At 69.5% G+C, this 21,255-nt stretch carries 13 protein-coding genes and 1 pseudogene; 10 read left to right on the forward strand and 4 right to left on the reverse strand.

What is annotated here, in order from left to right:
* The first annotated feature begins 85 nt into the window (after positions 1 to 85).
* Together DEA06_RS02655 and DEA06_RS02660 are read left to right on the forward strand one after the other, a co-directional pair.
* Entirely contained in the window at positions 86 to 1,957 is a 1,872-nt protein-coding gene (locus tag DEA06_RS02655; RefSeq protein ID WP_116646384.1) for a glycosyl transferase, read from the forward strand.
* On the forward strand, positions 1,954 to 2,892 hold the full coding sequence (locus DEA06_RS02660) for a tetratricopeptide repeat protein (RefSeq protein WP_116646385.1): 939 nt from the start codon (positions 1,954 to 1,956) through the stop codon (positions 2,890 to 2,892). Before DEA06_RS02655 ends, DEA06_RS02660 begins: the two co-directional genes overlap by 4 nt.
* Before the next feature lie 76 nt (positions 2,893 to 2,968).
* On the opposite strand, the gene glgB is transcribed toward DEA06_RS02660, so the two are convergent.
* From glgB to glgX, 3 genes are all read right to left on the reverse strand, one after another.
* Positions 2,969 to 5,119, reverse strand: a complete 2,151-nt coding sequence (glgB, locus tag DEA06_RS02665) for a 1,4-alpha-glucan branching protein GlgB (RefSeq protein ID WP_116646386.1) — start codon at positions 5,117 to 5,119, stop codon at positions 2,969 to 2,971.
* Positions 5,116 to 7,137, reverse strand: a complete 2,022-nt coding sequence (locus DEA06_RS02670) for an alpha-1,4-glucan--maltose-1-phosphate maltosyltransferase (RefSeq protein WP_240606811.1) — start codon at positions 7,135 to 7,137, stop codon at positions 5,116 to 5,118. The genes glgB and DEA06_RS02670 overlap by 4 nt, the downstream gene beginning before the upstream one ends.
* Before the next feature lie 137 nt (positions 7,138 to 7,274).
* Positions 7,275 to 9,362 carry a glycogen debranching protein GlgX gene (glgX, locus tag DEA06_RS02675; protein ID WP_116646388.1) on the reverse strand — a complete coding sequence of 696 codons (2,088 nt, stop codon included), beginning with the start codon at positions 9,360 to 9,362 and terminating at the stop codon, positions 7,275 to 7,277.
* Positions 9,363 to 9,414: 52 nt separating this feature from the next.
* Here glgX and DEA06_RS02680 point away from each other — a divergent pair, with 52 nt between their 5' ends.
* The 4 genes from DEA06_RS02680 (at position 9,415) to DEA06_RS02695 (ending at position 14,758) form a co-directional block, all read left to right on the forward strand.
* Positions 9,415 to 10,578, forward strand: a complete 1,164-nt coding sequence (locus DEA06_RS02680; protein WP_116646389.1) for a cysteine desulfurase family protein — start codon at positions 9,415 to 9,417, stop codon at positions 10,576 to 10,578.
* Between the two features lie 33 nt (positions 10,579 to 10,611).
* On the forward strand, positions 10,612 to 11,709 hold the full coding sequence (gene mnmA, locus DEA06_RS02685; RefSeq protein ID WP_116646390.1) for a tRNA 2-thiouridine(34) synthase MnmA: 1,098 nt from the start codon (positions 10,612 to 10,614) through the stop codon (positions 11,707 to 11,709).
* Between the two features lie 61 nt (positions 11,710 to 11,770).
* The gene (gene ligA, locus DEA06_RS02690) at positions 11,771 to 14,155 is read left to right on the forward strand and encodes an NAD-dependent DNA ligase LigA (RefSeq protein WP_116646391.1); all 2,385 of its coding nucleotides are present in this window, start codon (positions 11,771 to 11,773) and stop codon (positions 14,153 to 14,155) included.
* A gap of 60 nt (positions 14,156 to 14,215) precedes the next feature.
* Positions 14,216 to 14,758: a DUF4262 domain-containing protein gene (locus tag DEA06_RS02695; RefSeq protein WP_116646392.1), complete on the forward strand. Its 543-nt coding sequence runs from the start codon at positions 14,216 to 14,218 to the stop codon at positions 14,756 to 14,758.
* An 8-nt stretch (positions 14,759 to 14,766) separates the two neighbouring features.
* On the opposite strand, the gene DEA06_RS02700 is transcribed toward DEA06_RS02695, so the two are convergent.
* Entirely contained in the window at positions 14,767 to 16,464 is a 1,698-nt protein-coding gene (locus tag DEA06_RS02700; RefSeq protein WP_116646393.1) for a long-chain-fatty-acid--CoA ligase, read from the reverse strand.
* A gap of 67 nt (positions 16,465 to 16,531) precedes the next feature.
* Here DEA06_RS02700 and gatC point away from each other — a divergent pair, with 67 nt between their 5' ends.
* The 4 genes and pseudogenes from gatC to DEA06_RS02720 all read left to right on the forward strand — a co-directional run.
* Positions 16,532 to 16,831, forward strand: a complete 300-nt coding sequence (gene gatC / locus DEA06_RS02705; protein WP_116646394.1) for an Asp-tRNA(Asn)/Glu-tRNA(Gln) amidotransferase subunit GatC — start codon at positions 16,532 to 16,534, stop codon at positions 16,829 to 16,831.
* Complete coding sequence (gatA, locus tag DEA06_RS02710; RefSeq protein ID WP_116646395.1) at positions 16,828 to 18,360, forward strand: Asp-tRNA(Asn)/Glu-tRNA(Gln) amidotransferase subunit GatA; 1,533 nt, start codon at positions 16,828 to 16,830, stop codon at positions 18,358 to 18,360. Before gatC ends, gatA begins: the two co-directional genes overlap by 4 nt.
* Positions 18,360 to 19,889, forward strand: coding sequence for an Asp-tRNA(Asn)/Glu-tRNA(Gln) amidotransferase subunit GatB (gatB, locus tag DEA06_RS02715; protein WP_116646396.1), 1,530 nt, complete (start codon positions 18,360 to 18,362; stop codon positions 19,887 to 19,889). Before gatA ends, gatB begins: the two co-directional genes overlap by 1 nt.
* Before the next feature lie 33 nt (positions 19,890 to 19,922).
* Positions 19,923 to 21,194: pseudogene (locus tag DEA06_RS02720) on the forward strand (DNA polymerase IV); the annotation flags it as partial.
* Positions 21,195 to 21,255: the final 61 nt, after the last annotated feature.

Consider the following 21,255-nt stretch of genomic DNA (forward strand, 5'->3'; position numbering starts at 1 on the left):
GGACAACTTTCAGGCGGTGTTGGATAGTCTGGAATGTCGAGTAGCGGTTTCCGCCCCGGAGACCGGCGATGGGGTAGGTGTATTCGTGCGTTTCGTGTGGGCCGTGGTGGCGTTCCTCATCGCTGCCGTCATGATCGGAGCGGGCATCGCCCAGCGGACGGTCTTCGAAGGTCCTTCTACCGAGACGCAGACGATCCAGACCGACGGCTCGGCCGCCTACACGCTCATCGACGGCGCGGTCCTCACCCGTCTCCCCGGCGCTCAGACGGTGACCGCCGAGGGCGACGGGGCGGTCTTCGCCGCCTACGGGCGCACCGCCGATCTTCGCGCGTGGCTCGCCGACACGACCTTCACCGAGGTCACCGTCGACGGCGAGGGCGCCGTGTCGAATGCGACGAGCACCCCGACACCCACCCCGACATCCACTCCGAGCCCCAGCGCGTCTGCGGGTGCGGCGGCCGACGAGGCCGCCACCGATGGCGAGTCCGCCGGTGACGACGCGGCCGCTCCGGTCGTGCGCAACCCCGCAGGATCCGACCTGTGGCTGGAAGAGTTCCAGGGCGACGGTTCGCTCACCATGCCGCTCCAGCTTCCCGACACCATGAGCGTGCTGCTCGCCTCGGACGGAAGCGAACCCGCACCGTCGACCATCGTGCTGTCGTGGCCCGTTCTAGTGACGACCCCCTGGGCCGGCCCGTTGATCGTGGGCGGATCGATCGTGCTCCTCGTGGGCATCTTCCTGTACGTGCTCGCGATCCGGCACTCGCGCCGGTCGCGCGGCCCGCGCAGGAAGGGCCTGCCCATGCCTGTGACCGAACCGATCGACCTCGCCGTCGAGGGTGCCGACAAGGGCGTGATCACCTCCGGTGCCCCCGCCTCGCGCAGGTCGGTGTCGTCGCGTCGACGCGCCCTCGTCGTCGTGCCTGCGGTGGCGGCGACGACCCTCCTGTTCGCCGGTTGCTCGGCCGACGCGTGGCCCGACCTCGCCAGCTCGGCCACCCCGACGCCCACCGAGACGGTGATCGTGCCCGAGGGTCAGCAGGCCCCGGCCGTCACCGAGAACCAGGCGGAGCGGATTGTCTCCGAGATGGCCGCGACGATCGCTTCGGCGGATGCCGCGGGCGACGCAGGTCTCGCCGCCACCCGTCTCGGCGGCGCGGCCCTGGCGGAGCGCCAGACCAACTACACCCTTCGCGCCGCGATCCCCGAGCACCCCGCCCTGCCGGCGATCCCCGCGTCGCCCGTCGAGATCGTGCTGCCGCAGGCGTTCGACGGCTGGCCCCGTTCGGTGCTGACCGTGGTGGAGAACGACGCCGACACCACTGTCGCCCCGACCATCATGCTCCTGACCCAGGAAGACCCCTGGTCGGACTACAAGGCGATGTACGTGGCGAGCCTCGAAGCATCCACCGAGCTTCCCGACGTCGCCGCATCCTATGTCGGTGCATACCAGGTGCCGCCCGACTCGGGCTTCCTCTCGCTCGCGCCGGACGACCTCGCCGCCGCGTACGCCGACGTCATCAACAACGGCGAGAACAGCGAGTACTGGTCGAAGTTCGACACGCAGGGCGACCTTCTCCTCGCCGGCATCCAGGCGAACAAGGACCAGCGCACCGCCGATCTGGCGCAGACCGGCACGAACACGGCCGAGATCGCCTTCGAGTCGGTTGCCGGGTCGCAGGAACCCTTCGCCCTCGCGACGCTCGAGGGCGGCGCGATCGTGGCGGTGAATGTCAACGACAACGACACGGTGAAGCCGACCAACACCGATGCCGTCATCAAGCTGCTCGACAACCCGGCGGTGAAGACCCTCACCGGCGTCGAGGAGTCGTCGACGGGCTTCTTCACCACCTACTCCGACCAGCTCTTCTTCTATGTCCCCGCCCAGGGCTCGAGCGAGCAGATCCGTCTGCTCGGGTATCGGTCCAGCATCCTCGAAGCAAAGGTGATCCCGTGAGCACGCCCGCACCCGGTGCCGTCATGCGCGGAGCGGTGGACCTGTCCACCCTGCGCAACCGTCCGCAGCCCCCCGCCGAGGGAGCGGCACCGCCGGCGCCGTCCGGCGACGCCGGAGCCCTCGTTCGCGACGTCACCGATCAGACGTTCGGCGAGATCCTCGAGCTCTCGCGCACCGTTCCGGTCGTCGTCGACCTGTGGGCCGAATGGTGCGGGCCGTGCAAGCAGCTCAGCCCGATCCTCGAGAAGGTCGTGATCGAGCTCGGCGGACGCGTCGTGCTGGCGAAGGTCGACGTCGACGCGAACCCGCAGCTCGCACAGGGCTTCCGTGCCCAGTCGATCCCCATGGTCGTCGCACTCGTCGCGGGACAGCCGGTGCCGATGTTCACCGGCGCGGTGCCCGAGCAGCAGGTGCGCGAGGTCTTCGCGCAGCTCCTTCAGCTGGCCGCGCAGAACGGCGTGACCGGTTCGCTGTCGGTCACGGAAGAGCCGGCGGATGCTGCCGAGCCCGAGGAGCCCGCATTGCCGCCGCTCCACGCCGAGGCATTCGAAGCCATCGAGGCGGGCGACTACCCGCGTGCCATCGCCGCCTACGAGAAGGCTCTCGCCGAGAACCCGCGTGACGACGACGCCCGCGCCGGGCTCGGCCAGGTGCGTCTGCTCGATCGCGTGCAGGGGCTCGACCTGCAGGCCGCTCGGGCGGCTGCCGCTGCGTCACCCTCCGACATCCAGGCGCAGTTCGCGGTGGCCGACCTCGACATCGCCGGTGGCCACGTCGAGGACGCGTTCGATCGCCTGCTCGAGCTGTTCGCGGCTCTCCCCTCCGACGACCGCGCTCCGGTGCGGGAGCGCCTGCTCGAGCTGTTCGGCCTGGTCGGCGATGCCGACCCGCGCGTCGGCGTCGCGCGCCGCCGCCTGACGTCGCTTCTCTTCTAAACCGGCGAGACCGCGTTCCACGCAACGAGACCCCGACATGATGTCGGGGTCTCGTTGCGTGGAACGGGTTTCGCGGTCAGGAGGCGGTGTGCTTCAGGAAGAGCACTCCGAGCGGGGGGAGCGTGGGGGTCGCGCGCCCGTGGTCGTCGGCGTGGACCACGCCGTAGTTTCCGACGCCCGAACCTCCGTAGACGGTGGCATCGCTGTTGAGCACCTCGGTCCATACGCCGCCCGCGGGCAGGTCGATGGCGTAGTCGTGCACCGGCTCACCCGAGAAGTTGGCGATGACGGCGACGGTGTTCCCGTGCGAGTCTCGGCGCGAGAAGGCCGAGACGTTCGGGTTCCACGAGGGCCCCCCGAGCCGGCCGAAGGCCGCGCCGTCGTGATCGCGCGCCCAGAGAGCCGACTCCTCGCGGTACACGCGGTTCAGCGCTGCCACGAAGTCGTGGAGCTGAGCGTGGGCGGGCTGCTCCAGCATCCACCAGTCGAGTCCTCGGCCCTCTGACCACTCGGACATCTGGCCGAACTCCTGGCCCATGAAGAGCAACTGCTTGCCCGGGTGCCCCCACATGTATGCCAGGTAGGCGCGCATGTTCGCAAGCTTCTGCCAGTGGTCTCCGGGCATGCGGCCGAAGAGGCTGCCCTTGCCGTGGACGACCTCGTCGTGGCTGATCGGCAGCACGAAGTTCTCGGTGAACGCGTAGACGAACGAGAACGACAGTTCGCCCTCGTGATGGGCGCGGTAGAGCGGGTCGCGGGAGATGTACTGGAGCGAATCGTTCATCCACCCCATGTTCCACTTGAAGCCGAAGCCGAGCCCGCCGTGCGAGGTGGGGGCTGTGACCCCGGGGAAGCTCGTGGACTCCTCGGCGATCATCGCGATGCCGGGGTAGCGCTTGTAGGCGGTGGCGTTCACCTCCTGCAGGAACCTGATCGCCTCGAGGTTCTCGCGGCCGCCGTACTGGTTCGGAGCCCACTCGCCCTCGTTGCGCGAGTAGTCGAGGTAGAGCATCGATGCGACCGCGTCGACGCGCAGCCCGTCGACGTGGAACTCCTCGAACCAGTAGAGGGCGTTCGCGACGAGGAAGTTGCGCACCTCGCTGCGGCCGTAGTCGAAGATCAGCGTGCCCCAGTCCTTGTGCTCGCCGCGCCGAGGGTCGGGGTGCTCGTACAGGGGCTCGCCGTCGAACTGCGCGAGAGCGAAAGCATCCTTCGGGAAGTGCCCGGGAACCCAGTCCATGATCACGCCGATGCCCGCCTGGTGCAGACGATCGATGAGATACCGCAGATCGTCGGGTCCGCCGAACCGGCTCGTCGGAGCGTAGTACCCGGTCACCTGGTACCCCCACGATCCGCCGAACGGGTGCTCGGCCAGGGGCATGAACTCGACGTGGGTGAACCCCTGCTGGGTCACGTACTCCACCAGGGGGTCGGCCGCGTCGCGATAGCCGAGGCCGGGCCGCCACGAGCCGAGGTGCACCTCGTAGATCGACATGGGCTGATCGGTCACCGGCGCCGAGGACCGTTGGGCAATCCAGGTGTCGTCGGTCCAGGTGTAGTCGGAGGAGGTGACCACGGATGCGGTGGCCGGGGGAACTTCGGCAAGACGGGCCATCGGATCGGCCTTCTCGATCCAGTTGCTCGCCCGCGTGAGGATCTCGAACTTGTAGCGGGCGCCGACACCGATCTCGGGGATGAACAGCTCCCAGACGCCGCTGCCCCCCATGGACCTCATCGAGTGCGCCTGGCCGTCCCAGCCGTTGTGATCACCGATCACGCGCACCGCGCGCGCATCGGGTGCCCACACCGCGAATGCGACTCCCGCTGTGCCGTCGAGCACGCGCTCGTGCGCGCCGAGCACCCGCCACAGCTCTTCGTGACGCCCCTCGGCGATCAGGTGCAGGTCGAGTTCCCCGATGGTCGGCACGTGCCGGTACGGGTCATCGGCGGTGTGCGACGATCCGTCGTCGTAGGTCGCGGTGATCGTGTAGCGCCCGGGCGCCGCGGCGATGTCGGCCTCCCAGATCCCGGCGCGGAGATGACTGAACTCGACGCTCGAGCCGTCGGCGAGCTCCGCCGTGACGGTCGACGCGAGAGGACGTCGCGTGCGCACCACCCCGGTGCCGTCCGCGTCGGTGTGGACGCCCAGCACCGAGTGCGGATCGTGGTAGCTGCCCGTCGCGATGGTGTCGAGGACGACGTCGTCGGGGGTGGATGAGCGGCTCATCGGGTCTCCTTCACGTGCAGGATGTGGACGGGCTCGACGAACGCGTCGAGACGCACGAAGTTGTGCTGGCCCCACGTCCACTGGGCTCCTGTCACGAGGTCTTCCACCTCGAACGTCTCACCGGCTGCGCCGTCCACGCCCCAGATCCTCGTGTCGAGGTGGACGGTGGTCTCGCGAGCAGAGTGCGGGTCGAGGTTCGCCACGACGATGATCGTGTCGTCGCGACCGGTCGGACTCAGCGCCGCGTCGATGTGCTTGGAGTAGACGAGGATCGCGTCGTCGTCGGTCCAGTGGAACGAGATGTTGCGCAGTTGCGCGAGCGCGGGATGCGCGCGGCGGATCTCGTTGAGGCGGCGCAGGTACGGCGCGATCGACTCGTCGCGCTCCTCGGCTCCGGCCCAGTCGCGGAACTTGTATTCGTACTTCTCGTTGTCGATGTTCTCTTCCGACCCCGGCCGTGCGACGTTCTCGATGAGCTCGTACCCGGCGTAGACGCCGTACGTGGGAGCCGCGGTGGCGGCGAGCGCCGCGCGGGTCTTGTACGCCGGCCGACCGCCGTACTGCAGATACTCCGTGAGGATGTCGGGGGTGTTGACGAACAGGTTCGGCCGCAGGAAGTCGGCCGTCTCGTGGGCGAGACCGGTGAGGAACTCGGTGAGCTCCTCCTTGGTGTTCCGCCAGGTGAAGTAGGTGTAGCTCTGCTGGAACCCGGCCATCCCGAGCCCCTGCAGCGGGGCCGGGCGGGTGAAGGCCTCGGCGAGGAAGACGACGTCGGGGGATTCGGCGTTGACCGTCGCGATGAGCCACTCCCAGAACTGCAGCGGCTTCGTGTGCGGGTTGTCGACGCGGAAGATGTTCACGCCCTGCGCGATCCAGTGGCGGACGACGCGCAGCACCTCGGCGCGGATGCCCTCCGGGTCGTTGTCGAAGTTGACCGGGTAGATGTCCTGGTACTTCTTCGGCGGATTCTCGGCGTACGCGATCGAGCCGTCGGGGAGCGTCGTGAACCACTCGGGGTGCTCGGCTACCCAGGGGTGGTCGGGGGAGGCCTGCAGGGCGAGATCGAGAGCGATCTCGATGTCGTGGCGTCGGGCCTCCGCCACGAAGGCGCGGAAATCGTCGAGGTCGCCGAGGTCGGGGTGGATCGCGTCGTGTCCGCCCGCGGCACCGCCGATCGCCCACGGCGATCCGGGATCGCCCGGCTTGGGGTCGAGCGTGTTGTTGGGTCCCTTGCGGTTCCGCTCGCCGATCGGGTGGATCGGCGGGAGGTAGAGCACGTCGAAGCCCATGCCGGCGACCCCGGCCAGTCGCGCGGCGGCGGTGCGGAACGTGCCGCTCACGACCGTGCCGTCCTCGGCGCGCACGGCACCCTCGGAACGCGGGAAGAACTCGTACCAGGCGCCGACACCGGCGCGCTCGCGCTCGACGAGGAGCGAGTGCTCGTCGCCCACGGTGGCCAGCGACGCGAGCGGGCGCCGGGCGAAGGACTTCTCGATCTCGGCGTAGCGGACGACCTCGAGTGCGGTCTCGTCGGATGCTGCGGGGTCGCGGAGGGTCACGGCGCCGCGCTCGAGCAGGCGCCGTTCTTCGGCCGGGCGCGACTTCTCTTTCGCGGCCCGACTGAACAGGAGCGCACCCGACTCACGCATGAGCGCCGCGTCGACGCCGGCGGAGATCTTCACGTCGGCCGCGTGCTGCCAGGTCGTGAAGTCGTCGGCGAACGCCTCGAAACGGAACTTCCAGACGCCCTGCTCGAGCGGCACGATGAGGGTCGACCACCGGTCGAAGCCGTCGCCGAGCGCGCTCAGGCGGTGCAGCGACTCGTCGCCGCCGGGAGAGAACAGCCGCACGTGCACGCCGATGCGGTCGTGGCCCTCACGGAAGGCGGTGACGGTGAACGGCACCGCCTCGCCGACGTAGGCGGACGGGTCGAACCTGCCGCCCGGAACCTGCGGAAAGGGGAGGGCAAGCGGAATGCGAGGAGTCTGCGTCGCCCCCGGAGAGGGCGTCGCGACCACCGGTCGGACAGGGATGGACGAGGCGCTACGCCACGCCGAGGGGGAAGGAGTTCGCGTCGTCGGAGCCACGGTTGAAACCTACCGTGGCTCTCCGGCGCATGACAGCGGACCGGAAGCGGTTGACAGATGCGTCGTGATCACTCAGCGACGAAAAGTCGCATCGAGGTGCCCACGAGGGAGACGGTGTCGCCGGGCGCTGAAGCGCCGTCCTGCGCGGCGGGCCGCTCGTCCGCGCTCGACCAGACCGGCACGTAGCGTGCGACGCCGTCGAGCAGAGGAAGGGTGACGTCGATGGGGCGTTCGTCGCCGTGCACCATCAGGAGCACCGTGTTCGGGTCCTCGAACTCCGGAGTGGAGGTGGCCACGTACTGCAGCGTGCGGTGCGCCGGGTTCGTCCACCGGTCCTCCGACATCGTCTCGCCGCGCTCGTCGTACCAGGCCATCACCGAGGCGGACGGCGTCGACTCGCCGGAGCGAGCGAAGCGCGTCGGGCGCAACGCGGGGTTGGCCTGCCGGAGGCGGATCAGCTCGCGCACGTGGGCGAAAAGGTCTTCCTGCCAGGGCTCGTGCTGCCACGACAGCCAGGTCAGCGCCGAGTCGTGGCAGTAGGCGTTGTTGTTCCCGCGCTGGGTGCGTGCGAACTCGTCGCCCGCCGTCAGCATGGGTACGCCCGCCGACAGCAGCAGCGTGCCCAGCAGGTTGCGCATCGCTTTGCGGCGCGTTGCGAGGATGCCTTCGTCGTCGGTCTTGCCCTCGGCGCCGTGGTTGAAGGAGCGGTTGGTGTCGGCGCCGTCGCGATTGTGCTCGCCGTTGCCGATGTTGTGCTTGACGTCGTACGAGACGAGGTCGCGGAGGGTGAAGCCGTCGTGAGCGGTGACGAAGTTCACGCTCGCCAGGGGCCCGCGCTCGACGCTGAAGGTGTTCGACGACCCCGCGAGGCGCGTCGCGAAGCCGCCGACCCCGACGGGCGCGGTGTCGGCTCGTCGCGCATAGTCGACGTCGCTCAGCCAGAAATTGCGCACACGGTCGCGGTAGCGGTCGTTCCATTCCGACCAGCCGGCCCCGAAGTTGCCGGTCTGCCATCCGCCCATCCCGACATCCCAGGGCTCGGCGATCATCTTCACGTCGGCGAGCTGGGGGTCGTGGAGGATCGCCTGCAGGAGCGGATGCTGCGGGGTGAACGCGTGAGTCTCGTCACGGCCGAGTGTGGCCGCCAGGTCGAAACGGAAACCGTCGACCTGCACCTCCTGAGCCCAGTAGCGCAACGAGTCGATCACCAGTCTCGCGGCCGCGTCGGTCGAGGTGTCGACGGCGTTTCCGCACCCGGTGACGTCGATGTACGTGCCGTCTTCGGTCTGCCGGTAGTAGTTGCGGTTGTCGATGCCGCGAAAGCTCGTGCGCGGTCCTCCGATGCCCTCCTCCGCCGTGTGGTTGTAGACCACGTCGAGGATCACTTCGAGGCCCGCCTCGTGGAGCAGCTTCACCATGCCCTTGAACTCGCGGAGGATGGCCTCCGGCCCCTCCCGCCGGCTCTCGGCCGTCGCGTAGGCACCGTGAGGGGTGAAGAAGTTGAGGGAGTTGTACCCCCAGTAGTTCGTCAACCCGAGCTGGAGCAGCCGTGGCTCGGTGGCGAAAGCGTGCACGGGCAGGAGCTCGACGCTGGTCACACCGAGCGTCTGCAGATGCTCGATCATCGCGGGATGCGCGAGGCCGGCGTAGGTGCCGTGGAGCGCCGGGGGCACATCGGGGTGGCGTTTCGTGAGGCCCTTGACGTGACCTTCGTAGATAACCGTCCGATCGAGAGGGATGCGCGGTTTGCGCGCGTCGCCCCAGTCGAACCCGCCGTCGACGACGACGGAGCGCCAGTCTTCGTATCCGCCGGAGACGAGGCCTCGGGAGTACGGCTCGACCAGGAGTGTCGTCGGGTTGAAGGTGTTCCCGGAGCCGTGCGGACCGTTGACCCGGATCGCGTACCGCGCGCCGGGACGCAGCAGCTCGCTCGTGACGCTCCATACGCCGTCACCGGCGTCGGACATCGGGAGCACCGCGGTCGCCCAGTCGAGATCGGTGTCGTCGAAGACGACGAGATCCATCGCGTCGGCGGTGCCCGACCACACCCGGAGGGTGGCGATCCCGTCCGCGCCCCGTCGCACGCCCAGGTCATCGAGCGCGGGACCGAGGAAGCGGGGGCCGGAGAGGACGGAGGGCGTCTCGGTGCGGACCATGCGTCCTAGAGTAATGAGGCCGGAAGTCCGGAAAGTTACGCAAGGAGGCGGCGTGGCCGTCTACGTCGATCATGCGGCCACGACGCCGCTGCGCCCCGAGGCGCGAGCCGCGTGGCTCGAAGCCCAGGACGTCGTGGGCAACGCTTCGTCGATCCACGGCGGCGGACAGGCGGCCCGCCGCGTGCTCGAGGGCGCTCGCGAGCGTCTCGCCGCGGTGCTGGACTGCGACCCGGTCGAGGTGGTGTTCACCTCGGGTGGTACCGAGTCGATCAACCTCGCACTCAAGGGACTGTGGTGGTCACGGCGTCCGGCTGCCGCCTCTGTGGTGCTGCCTGATGGTGAGCACCACGCGACGCTCGACGCCGTCCGCTGGCTCGCCGACCACGAGGGCGCCGCGGTCGTCCCGGTGCCCCTCGACGCGGTGGGTCGCATCGATCCCGGCGCGTTCGCGCACGCGCTTCCCGGCGCGGCGGTCGCGACCGCTCTCGTGGCGAACAACGAGGTGGGCACGGTCAACGACGCCGCCGGGCTCGCCGCTGCCGCCGCAGCCGCGGGGGTCGCGCTCCACCTCGACGCCGTCTCGGCCTTCGGACACCTGCCGGTGTCCTTCCGGCGGTGGCGGGCGGATGCGGCGGGCCCCACCGGGCTCGTCGCGGTGAGCGTATCGGGGCACAAGGTCGGAGCGCCCGTGGGTGTCGGTGCGCTCGTCGTGGGCCGGGCGGCGACCCCGACGCCGCTGCAGCACGGCGGCGGGCAGCAGCGGGGCCTCCGAGCCGGGACGCAGGACATCGCCGGCGCAGCCGCGTTCGCCGTGGCCGCGGAGCTCGCCGTGGGCGAGCGCGAAGAGGAGGCGCGGCGTCTGGACAATCTTCGCGACGCGCTGGCACGCAGCATCCGAGACGCCCTTCCGGAAGCCGAGGTGCTCGGCGACCCGGTCGACCGCATCCCGGGCAATCTGCACGTGCTGTTCCCCGGCGCGGCGGGGGAGACCCTGCTGTTCCTGCTCGATCAGGCCGGGGTGTCGGTGTCGACGGGGTCGGCTTGCCAGGCCGGTGTTCCCGAACCCTCGCACGTCGTGCTGGCTCTGGGGCGGAGCGAACGCGACGCGCGCTCGGTGCTGCGGTTCACTTTCGGACGCACCTCCACCGCCGCGGATGCTGAGGCCGTCGCCCGTGCGCTGCCGCTCGCCTACGAGCGCGCCGCCGCCGCTCGCTGAGCCCCGGCGCGCGGCGCTCCGTAGACTGGAGGAATGCGGATTCTTGCAGCCATGAGCGGTGGCGTCGATTCGGCCGTCGCGGCCGCCAGAGCCGTCGACGCGGGCCATGAGGTCGTCGGCGTGCACCTCGCCCTCTCGCGCGCAGGCGGCACGCTCCGCGCCGGCAGCAGGGGATGCTGCACCATCGAGGACGCCATGGATGCCCGGCGGGCGGCCGACAAGCTGGGGATGCCGTTCTACGTCTGGGACTTCTCCGAGCGTTTCCGCGACGACGTGATCGACGACTTCGTGGCGGAGTACCGCGCGGGCCGCACCCCCAATCCCTGCATGCGCTGCAACGAGAAGATCAAGTTCGCCGCTCTCCTGGAGCGCGCCGTCGAGCTCGGGTTCGACGCGGTGTGCACGGGGCACTACGCGACCCTCGTCGACGGACCCGACGGGCTCGAGCTCCACCGGGCGTCCGACTCCGCGAAGGATCAGTCCTACGTCCTCGGCGTGCTGACGGCCGAGCAGCTGGCGCACACGTATTTCCCGCTGGGCGACACGCCGTCGAAGGCGCTGGTGCGGGCAGAGGCCGCCGAGCGCGGGCTGACCGTCGCGCAGAAGCCCGATAGCCATGACATCTGCTTCATCCCCGACGGCGACACGCGCGGATGGCTCGCGGAGCGCGTCGGCGCCGAGCAGGGCGAGATCCTCGATCGATCGGGCGCGGTGATCGGTCGTCACGACGGCGCGCACGCCTTCACCGTCGGTCAGCGCAAGGGGCTCCAGCTCGGGGTTCCGGCCGCCGATGGCAAGCCCCGGTTCGTGCTCGAGGTGCGCCCGGTGTCGAACACGGTGGTCGTCGGTCCGAAGGAGGCCCTCGCGACCGCCGAGATCGCGGGGGAGCGCCACTCCTGGGCCGGTCGCGCGCCGGCTCAGACGGCGTTCGCCTGCGACGTGCAGATCCGTGCGCACTCGGATCCGGTGCCCGCGCGTGCGACGGTTGCCGACGGCTGGGTCACCGTGGTGCCGGACGAGCCCTTCGACGGGGTCGCTCCCGGCCAGACCGCCGTCCTCTACGACGGGACACGCGTGCTCGGGCAGTTCACGATCGCCCGCACCGTGTCGGCGGTCCCGGCCATCGTCTGACGCGACGGCGCGGTGGTGTCCACCCCGCGGAGATGTCTGCGCCGCTCTCTAAACTGACGGGATGGCTGACGGCGTCGACGAACTCCCCGACCTCACCCTCGATGAGGCGCGCGACGAGGTCACGTTGCTGGTCGAGCGCATCCTCGGCGCGCGCGACGCGTACTACGGCGCCGACGCAGAGCTCGTCGACGATGCCACCTACGACGGGTGGATGCGGCGGCTCGAGGCCATCGAACGTCTCCACCCCGAACTGCAGGGGCAGGACAGCCCGACGCTCTCCGTCGGCGCAGCATCCGGCACCATGTTCGCCCCGGTCCAGCACGCCGAGCGCATGCTCAGCCTCGACAACGTCTTCAGCGCCGACGAACTGCGCGAGTGGTGCGAGAAGGCCCAGGCGGCAGCCGGACGCGCCGTGCGGTGGCTAACCGAACTGAAGATCGACGGGCTGGCGATCAGCCTGCGCTACGAGAACGGCGTGCTGACTTCGGCTGCGACGCGCGGCGACGGCCGCACCGGCGAGGACGTCACCATCAACGCGGTCCGGGTGCACGGCATCCCGCAGCGGCTGACCGGCACCGGGCACCCGCCGATCGTGGAGGTGCGCGGCGAGGTGTTCATCCCCGTCGCGTCGTTCGAGCAGCTCAACGCCCTGCAGGCTCGGATGCGCGAGCGCGTCGTCGACGAGGCGCGTTCGCGAGGCAGGGGCTTCGACGAGGCCCGGGCGACGCTGAGCGCCGAGCGGCGATTCCCGGCGTTCGCGAACCCTCGCAACGCGGCGAGCGGCGGTCTGCGGCAGCAGCTCGAGAAGAAAGACGGCCTCGAACTCGAGGCAGGGCAGGCGCGTCTTGATTCGCTGCGCCTCCTGGTTCACGGCATCGGTGCCTGGCCGCACCCGCCGGTGGCGTCGCAGAGCGAGGTCTACGAGCTCCTCGCCTCCTGGGGGCTGCCGACCAGCCCCTACTACCGCACGTTCGACGACGTCGACGGCGTGCTCGGCTACGTCACCCATTACGGCGAGCACCGTCACGACGTCGAGCACGAGCTCGACGGCATCGTCGTCAAGGTCGATGAACTCGATCTCCACGACGAGCTGGGAGCGACCAGCCGCGCGCCGCGATGGGCGATCGCCTACAAGTACCCGCCCGAGCAGGTCAACACGAAGCTCCTCGACATCGTGGTGTCGGTCGGGCGCACCGGGCGAGCGACGCCGTTCGCGGTGATGGCGCCGGTGCGCGTCGCCGGCTCCGTCGTGAGGCAGGCCACGCTGCACAACCAAGACGTCGTGAAGGCGAAGGGCGTGCTGATCGGCGACACGGTCGTGCTACGCAAAGCGGGCGATGTGATTCCCGAGGTGCTCGGTCCGGTCGCCGAATTGCGCGACGGAACCGAGCGTGCTTTCGTAATGCCCGAGCGGTGCCCCGAGTGCGGCACACCGCTCGCACCGGCCAAGGAGGGCGACATCGACCTGCGCTGCCCCAACGCGCGGTCGTGTCCCGCGCAGGTGCGCGGTCGCGTCGAACACATCGGCTCGCGGGGCGCTCTCGACATCGAAGCGCTCGGCGAAGTGACCGCGGCGGCGCTCACCCAGCCGGAGGTTCCCGAGCATCCGCCTCTCGACACCGAGGCGGGTCTGTTCGATCTCACCCTCGAAGAGCTCGTGCCGATCCAGGTCGTCGTCCGCGACTCCGAGACGGGGCAACCCCGGATTGATGAGGTCACCGGCGAGTACGTACGGCGCACTCCGTTCCAGAAACTCGGGCCTGCGACCTACCCGCCCGGCGCCGAACTGCTCGACGCCGCCGAGCGCCGACGAGCCGGAATCCGCAAGGATCATCGAGAGGTGCTGCCGTCGGAGCAGGCGATCAAGCTCATCGCCGAGCTCGAGAAGGCCAAGACCAAAGACCTGTGGCGGCTCCTGGTGTCCCTGAACATCCGCCACGTGGGCCCCGTCGCCGCCCGCGCGCTCGCTCACTGGTTCGGCTCGCTCGACGCCATCCGCTCGGCGTCGCGCGACGAGCTGGCGGCCGTCGAAGGCGTCGGCGGCATCATCGCCGACTCGCTGGTGGATTGGTTCGCCGTCGACTGGCATCGGGACATCGTCGATCGATGGCGCGACGCCGGCGTGAGGTTCGCCACACCCGGGCATCCCGGTCCGGGCGCCGCGGCGGGTGTCGGGGGCGTGCTCGAAGGTGTCACGGTCGTCGCGACCGGCTCCCTGGAGGGCTACAGCCGCGAGGGAGCGCAGGAGGCGATCCTGCAGGCCGGTGGCAAGGCCGCCTCGAGCGTGTCGAAGAAGACCGACTTCGTCGCGGCGGGCCCCGGTGCCGGCTCGAAGCTCGCCAAGGCCGAAGAACTGGGTCTGCGCATCATCGATGCGGCCCAGTTCCATGTGCTCGTCACCGAAGGCCCGAGCGCGCTCCCTCCGCGAGGTGACTCGGGCGACTGATCGGTGAGCCCGAGTGTCGTACCTTTGTTCTACTCTCGTCGCATCGAGAGAGGAACACCGATGACCACCATCGACTCAGCCACCCGAGCGTGGCTCGATCAAGAAGACCGTCGTACCGCTGATGTGATCCGCAGGTATGGCGTCGAGATCGTCTATGTCGGCGTCGACGCCTGCTGCGCGGCCTGCGGCACAGGCGTCGACGGCGCCAGGGCAGATGCCGCCCCGTCCGATGAGCTCACCTCGTTCGCCTATACCGTGGGGCTCTTCGGAATCGGTCATCCCGAAGTGCTCGTCTTCGGTCTTGGCCCGGCCGACTCGTGTCGATTGCTCAACGATGTCGCCGAACGAGTTCGGGAAGGGGGCGATCTCACGGAGGGCCAACTTCTGGAGTTCTCACACGGGCGACGACGGGTACTCGTCGAGCGGGTGCCCAACCCCGGTGAGATCGCGTTCGCGGCGAACAGGTTCTACCAGCGCCCCGCCCAGGCGTCTGTCGGACTCCTGCAACTCAGTTATGACGATGACGGAGGCCACTTCCCAGGTCAGCCCGGTTACTCGCTGGCGGGCTCGCTGCAGCCGAGACCCGGCACGTTCCGTGCCTGAGGATGCCGCTACTCGGCCGCACTCGCGAGAAGGCGATCACGCACCTGACGGCGCAGCACCTTGCCGATCAGCGACTTCGGCAGGTCGTCGACGACGACGACCCGGCGCGGCACTTTGTAGGGCGTGAGAATGCCACGCGCGAAGGCGCGGATGGCCTCCTCGTCCAGGGCTGCTCCGGGTGCCAGCACGACCGCGGCGACCACTTCTTCACCGCTGTGCTCATCGGGAAGGCCGACCACTGCGACGTCCTCGACCAACGGATGCTGCCGGAGCACGTTCTCGACCTCGGTCGGAGCCACGTTGAAACCACCCGTGATGATGAGCTCCTTGATGCGGTCGACGATACGGACGAACCCCGCATCATCGATCGTCACGATGTCGCCCGTGCGGAACCATCCGTCGACGAAGACCGCCTCGGTCTCTTCGGGGCGACCGAAGTAGCCGCCGAAGACCTGCGGACCCCGCACCAGCAGCTCGCCCGCTGCCCCGGGGGCGACGTCCGCCGTGGGGTTCTCGGGGTCGACGACGCGGCACTCGGTGCCGGGAAGCGGCAGGCCCACGGTGCCGGGCACCCGGTTCGCGGCGACCGGGTTCGCCATGAGCACCGGCGAGCATTCGCTGAGGCCGTAGCCCTCGACCAGGAATCCGCCCGACTCCGCCTCGAAGGGCACGACGAGGTCGTGCGGCAGCGCCATCGCGCCGGAGATGGCGATGTCGGTGCCGGTGAGCGGAACCCCCTTCTCGAGAGATGCCTTCAGCAGACGGTCGGCGATCGGCGGCACGAGAGGAAGGAACGTCGCCGGATGCTTCTTCGTCACCGCGAGCACCATGTCGGGATCGAAGCGGGGGAACAGGACGAGCCGGGCGCCCATCGACATGGCGAAGGTCAGGCAGAGCGTCAGGCCGTACGCGTGGAACATCGGCAGGACGGCGTAGACGACGCACCCTTCGCCGCGAACGATCTGCGGCACCCACGCCCGCGACTGGGCGGCGTTGGCGAGCAGGTTGCGATGGGTCAGGGACGCGCCCTTGGGTACCCCGGTCGTTCCACTCGTGTACTGGATGATCGCGAGATCGTCGGTCGCAGGACGAGGGTGCGAGGGCGAGAGCGAGGGGCCAGCAAGCACCTTCTCCCACGGCACGGTGCCCGACACCCTCTCGGTGAGGGCCGCACGCGACTCGCGGGCTTTCGCGATGGGGAGGCGCAGGGCCAACCGCGTGGCGGCGGGCATCGCCCGCGTGACGTCGATCGAGACCAGCGCATGCACGCGCAGGTCTGCGGGGAACTCCTGGACGGTGCGCACGACCTTGTTCCAGACGATCGCGTGCTTCGCACCGTGATCCTCGAACTGCTTGCGCAGCTCCCGCGGCGTGTAGAGAGGGTTGTGCTCGACGACGACAGCGCCGAGTCGAAGGACGGCGTAGAACGCCACGATGTGCTGCGGACAGTTCGGGAGCACGATCGCAACCGGATCGCCGGCCTTCACTCCGAGAGCGCGCAGCCCCTCGGCGGCGCGGGCGATCTGCTCGTCGAGGTCGCGATAGCTGGTCACCCGGCCGAAGAACTGCAGGGCGGGGGCATCGGGATAATCCCGCGCCGAGGCGTCGACGATGTCGACGAGCGAACCCGACACGGCCTCGAGATCGGACGGCACCCCTTCCGCGTAGCTGGCGATCCAGGGGCGCGGCGGGTCGTAGGTCGTCACGCGCACAGCCTAGCCAGCGATGCGTCGGGCACCGAGGTGCGTCGCCGTGCAGACCTAGACTGGGGGAGTGTCTGAAATTACCCCCGATCTCGTGCGCCATCTCGGCGTGCTCGCCCGGATCCAGCTGAACGACGAGGAGGTCGAGCGCCTGACCGGCCAGCTCGACGCGATCGTCGACAACATCGCGAAGGTGTCGCGAGTCGCGACTCCCGACGTCGTCGCGACGAGCCACCCGGTGGCGCTGGAGAACGTCTTCCGAGCCGACGTGCCTGGCGGGGAGCTGAGTCGCGAGCAGGTGCTGCAGAACGCGCCCGATGCGACCGAAGACCGATTCCGCGTGACAGCGATCCTGGGGGAGGAACAGTGAGCGACCTCACTCGTCTGAATGCCGCCGACCTCGCGTCGGCGCTTGCTCGCGGCGAGGTGTCGAGCGTCGAGGCGACGCGCGCGCACCTCGACCGCATCGCGGCCGTCGACGGCGACGTCCACGCCTTCCTGCACGTCAGCGACCACGCGGTCGCTGTCGCCGAGGACATCGATCGGCGACGGGCCGCGGGCGAGGAGCTCGGCCCCCTCGCGGGCGTGCCGCTTGCGATCAAGGACGTGTTGGTGACCACCGACATGCCCTCCACGAGCGGCTCGAAGATCCTCGAGGGGTACATGTCGCCCTACGACGCGACGGTCGTTGCGCGCTCGCGCGCCGCGGGTCTCGTTCCCCTCGGCAAGACCAACATGGACGAGTTCGCCATGGGGTCATCCACCGAGCACTCGGCGTACGGGCCGACGCGCAACCCGTGGGACCTCGACCGCATCCCGGGCGGTTCCGGCGGGGGCTCAGCCGCCGCGGTGGCCGCCTTCGAGGCCCCTCTCGCGCTCGGTTCCGACACCGGAGGCTCGATCCGTCAGCCCGCGCACGTCACCGGCACCGTCGGCGTGAAGCCGACCTACGGGGGCGTCAGCCGCTACGGAGCGATCGCGCTCGCCTCGAGCCTCGACCAGGTCGGCCCCGTCACTCGCACGGTGCTCGACGCGGGCCTCCTGCACGACGTGATCGGCGGGCACGATCCGCACGATTCGACATCGCTGACCGACGCCTGGCCGTCGTTCGCGGACGCGGCGAGGGACGGCGCCCGGGGCGACGTGCTGCGCGGTCTGAAGGTCGGAGTTGTCAAGGAACTGCCCGACAGCGGGTTCCAGGCCGGAGTCTCCGCGTCTTTCCGCGCGTCGCTGGCGGCCATGGAAGCGCAGGGCGCCGAGATCGTCGAGATCAGCGCTCCCCACTTCGAGTACGGGGTGGCGGCCTACTACCTCATTCTCCCGGCGGAGGCGTCGAGCAACCTCGCGAAGTTCGACTCCGTGCGGTTCGGCCTGCGCGTGACGCCTCCCGGAGGCGCGACCGTCGAAGAGGTCATGGCCGCCACGCGCGAAGCAGGCTTCGGCGACGAGGTGAAGCGCCGCATCATCCTGGGCACCTACGCCCTGTCGGCCGGCTACTACGACGCTTATTACGGAAGCGCGCAGAAGGTGCGGACGCTGATCCAGCAGGACTTCGCCGCCGCGTTCTCGGCCGTCGACGTCATCGCGACTCCGTCGGCGCCGACCACCGCGTTCCGCATCGGCGAGAAGATCGACGACCCGCTGCAGATGTACTTGAACGACGTGACCACGATTCCCGCGAACCTCGCCGGTGTGCCGGGGATCTCGATCCCCTCCGGACTCGCCGAGGAAGACGGCCTGCCCGTCGGCATCCAGTTCCTCGCGCCGGTTCGTGAGGACGCCCGCCTCTACCGCGTCGGCGCCGCGCTCGAAGCTCTGCTCGTCGACTCCTGGGGCGGCCCCCTGCTCGACCGGGCGCCGGTCCTTCGACAGGCTCAGGCAACGGAAGGTGTGGCGTGATGGCCAAGAGTGCATTGATGGACTTCGATGAGGCGCTCGAGCGCTTCGAACCCGTGATGGGTTTCGAGGTCCACGTGGAGTTGAACACCGCGACGAAGATGTTCTCGGGCGCGCCGAACCCCGCCAACGAGGCCAATCACGGCGCCGCGGCGAACACCCTCGTGGCTCCTGTCGACATGGGGTTGCCGGGGGCGCTCCCCAACGTCAACGCGGAAGCGGTTCGCTACTCGATCAGTCTCGGCCTCGCGCTCGGATGCTCGATCGCCCCGTCGAGCCGTTTCGCGCGCAAGAACTACTTCTATCCCGACCTCGGGAAGAACTACCAGATCTCGCAGTACGACGAGCCGATCGCGTTCGAGGGCGAGGTCGAGGTGGAGCTGGCGGACGGCACCCTGGTTCGCGTACCGATCGAGCGCGCTCACATGGAGGAGGACGCCGGCAAGCTCACGCACGTCGGCGGCGCGACCGGGCGGATCCAGGGCGCGGAGTACTCCCTCGTCGACTACAACCGCGCGGGGGTCCCGCTCGTAGAGATCGTCACCAAGCCGATCTACGGGGGCGAGCACCGTTCGCCCGAGATCGCCAAGGCCTACGTTCAGGCGATCCGCGACATCGTGCTGTCGCTCGGCATCTCCGAGGCGCGAATGGAGCGCGGAAACCTCCGCTGCGACGCGAACGTCTCCCTCCGCCCGCGCAGCGCCGAGGGCGAGGCGCCGGCGCCGCTGGGAACCCGCACCGAGACCAAGAACGTGAACTCCATGCGTTCGGTCGAGCGCGCCGTGCGCTACGAGATCCAACGGCAGGCGGCGATCCTCGCCGGGGGCGGCACGATCACTCAGGAGACCCGTCACTGGCACGAGGACACAGGGACGACCTCGCCGGGACGGCCGAAGTCCGATGCGGACGACTACCGGTACTTCCCCGAGCCCGACCTTCTTCCCGTCGCGCCCTCGATCGAGCTGATCGAGGAGCTGCGCGCGCAGCTTCCCGAGCCGCCGGCGGTGCGTCGTCGCCGGTTGAAGGCCGATTGGGGCTTCACCGACCTCGAGTTCCAGGACGTCGCCAACGGCGGTCTCCTCGCCGAGGTGGAGGCGACCGTGGCTGCCGGCGCGAGCCCGGCATCGGCGCGCAAGTGGTGGACCGGCGAGATCAGCCGTATCGCCAACGCCGCCGATCGCGAAGCATCCGATCTCATCGCTCCGGCCGACGTCGCCGCGCTGCAGAAGCTCATCGACTCCGGAACGCTCACCGACAAGCTCGCCCGCCAGGTTCTGGAGGGCGTCGTCGCGGGGGAGGGCACGCCGCAGGAGGTCATCGACGCGCGCGGGCTCGCGGTGGTCTCGGACGACGGTGCCCTGATCGCCGCGATCGACGAGGCGCTCGCGTCTCAGCCGGATGTCATGGCGAAGATCCGCGACGGAAAGGTGCAGGCCGCCGGTGCGATCATCGGTGCCGTGATGAAGGCGATGAAGGGTCAGGCCGACGCGGCGCGCGTGCGCGAACTGATCCTCGAGCGCGCCGCCCAGTGATGATCTCCTCGCCGCGATGTCGGTGGGGAGAGCGAGAATCGAGCCATGGGTCGAGCTGACGGATCGGGGCGCCTCGTCTCGTCGGATGCGGCGGACGACACCGGCGCAGGAATCCTGCACGTCGACATGGATGCCTTCTACGCGTCGGTAGAGGTGCTCGACGACCCGTCGTTGCGCGGCAAGCCCATCATCGTCGGCGGCACCGAGGGTCGCGGCGTGGTGTCGGCGGCGTCGTACGAGGCACGTCGATACGGCGTGCGGTCGGCGATGTCGATGGGGCAGGCGCTGCGCCTGTGTCCGATGGCCACAGTGGTCAGTCCTCACTTCGACCGCTACGTCGCACTGTCGAAGCAGGTGATGTCGATCTTCTCCGACGTCACCCCGCTGGTGGAGCCCCTCTCGATCGACGAGGCATTCCTCGACGTGCGCGGCGCGCGTCGTCTGTGGGGGAGTCCCGGCGTGATCGCGCGCGCTCTCCGTCAACGCGTGCGCGACGAGACCGGTCTCACGTGCAGCATCGGCGCGGCGGCGACGAAGCACGTGGCCAAGATGGCGTCGACCATCAGCAAACCCGATGGGCTGTTGATCGTGGCCGAGCACGAGACGGCGGCGTTCCTCGCGCCACGACCCGTCCGTGCGCTCTGGGGCGTCGGCCCCAAGGCGTCGGAGGCACTCGAGTCCCGAGGCATCCGCACGGTCGGTGACGTGCTCGGCACGCCTCGCCATGTGCTCGATCGAGCCCTCGGCGCGGCCATGGGGGAACGCATCTGGAACCTCGCGCGAGGCATCGATGTGCGCGAGGTCGACACAACCCGCGTCGAGAAGAGCATCGGCCATGAAGAGACCTTCTCCGACGACATCTCCTCGACCGAGGTTCTCCACGTCGAGCTGCGTCGTCTTGCCGACCGGGTGGGTTCACGGCTCCGCGGCCACGGGGTCGAGGCGTCCACGATCGCCATCAAAGTGCGCTTTTCGGATTTCACCACGCTCAGCAGGTCGCGCACGCTCGCCGAGCCGTCGGCCGTAGGCCAGCGCATCGGCGAAGCGGCGATCGAACTCTTCGACGCCATCGAGCGCCCACTGCCCGTGCGGCTGGTCGGAGTTCGTGCCGAGAAGCTCCGCGCCCCCACGTCGGGCTTCGCCCTCTGGGATGACGACGAGGAGTGGCGCCGGGTCGAGGGTGCGCTCGACGACGCGACCGCGCGCTTCGGCAAAGGCGTCATCACGAGGGCAGCTCTGCTCGGACCGATGCGCGACACGGGGGCATTGCCGTCGCATCCCCGCCCGTCGTCTCACGAGCGCTGATCCGACCGTCTCGCCGCCGTCAAGGCCTGGGAACCCGGAAGTCCGGCGGGTACGGTGGGGT

Origin of the sequence: Microbacterium sp. Gd 4-13 (assembly GCF_003095395.1) — a bacterium.
Taxonomy (GTDB): Bacteria; Actinomycetota; Actinomycetes; order Actinomycetales; family Microbacteriaceae; genus Microbacterium.

Bases quoted from the DNA above. Each gene is read 5' to 3' on its own strand.
- gatB (WP_116646396.1), top strand. From the start codon at position 18,360: ATGGCCAAGAGTGCATTGATGGACTTCGATGAGGCGCTCGAGCGCTTC.
- DEA06_RS02695 (WP_116646392.1), top strand. From the start codon at position 14,216: ATGACCACCATCGACTCAGCCACCCGAGCGTGGCTCGATCAAGAAGAC.
- ligA (WP_116646391.1), top strand. From the start codon at position 11,771: ATGGCTGACGGCGTCGACGAACTCCCCGACCTCACCCTCGATGAGGCG.
- glgB (WP_116646386.1), bottom strand. From the start codon at position 5,119: ATGAGCCGCTCATCCACCCCCGACGACGTCGTCCTCGACACCATCGCG.
- glgX (WP_116646388.1), bottom strand. From the start codon at position 9,362: ATGGTCCGCACCGAGACGCCCTCCGTCCTCTCCGGCCCCCGCTTCCTC.
- mnmA (WP_116646390.1), top strand. From the start codon at position 10,612: ATGCGGATTCTTGCAGCCATGAGCGGTGGCGTCGATTCGGCCGTCGCG.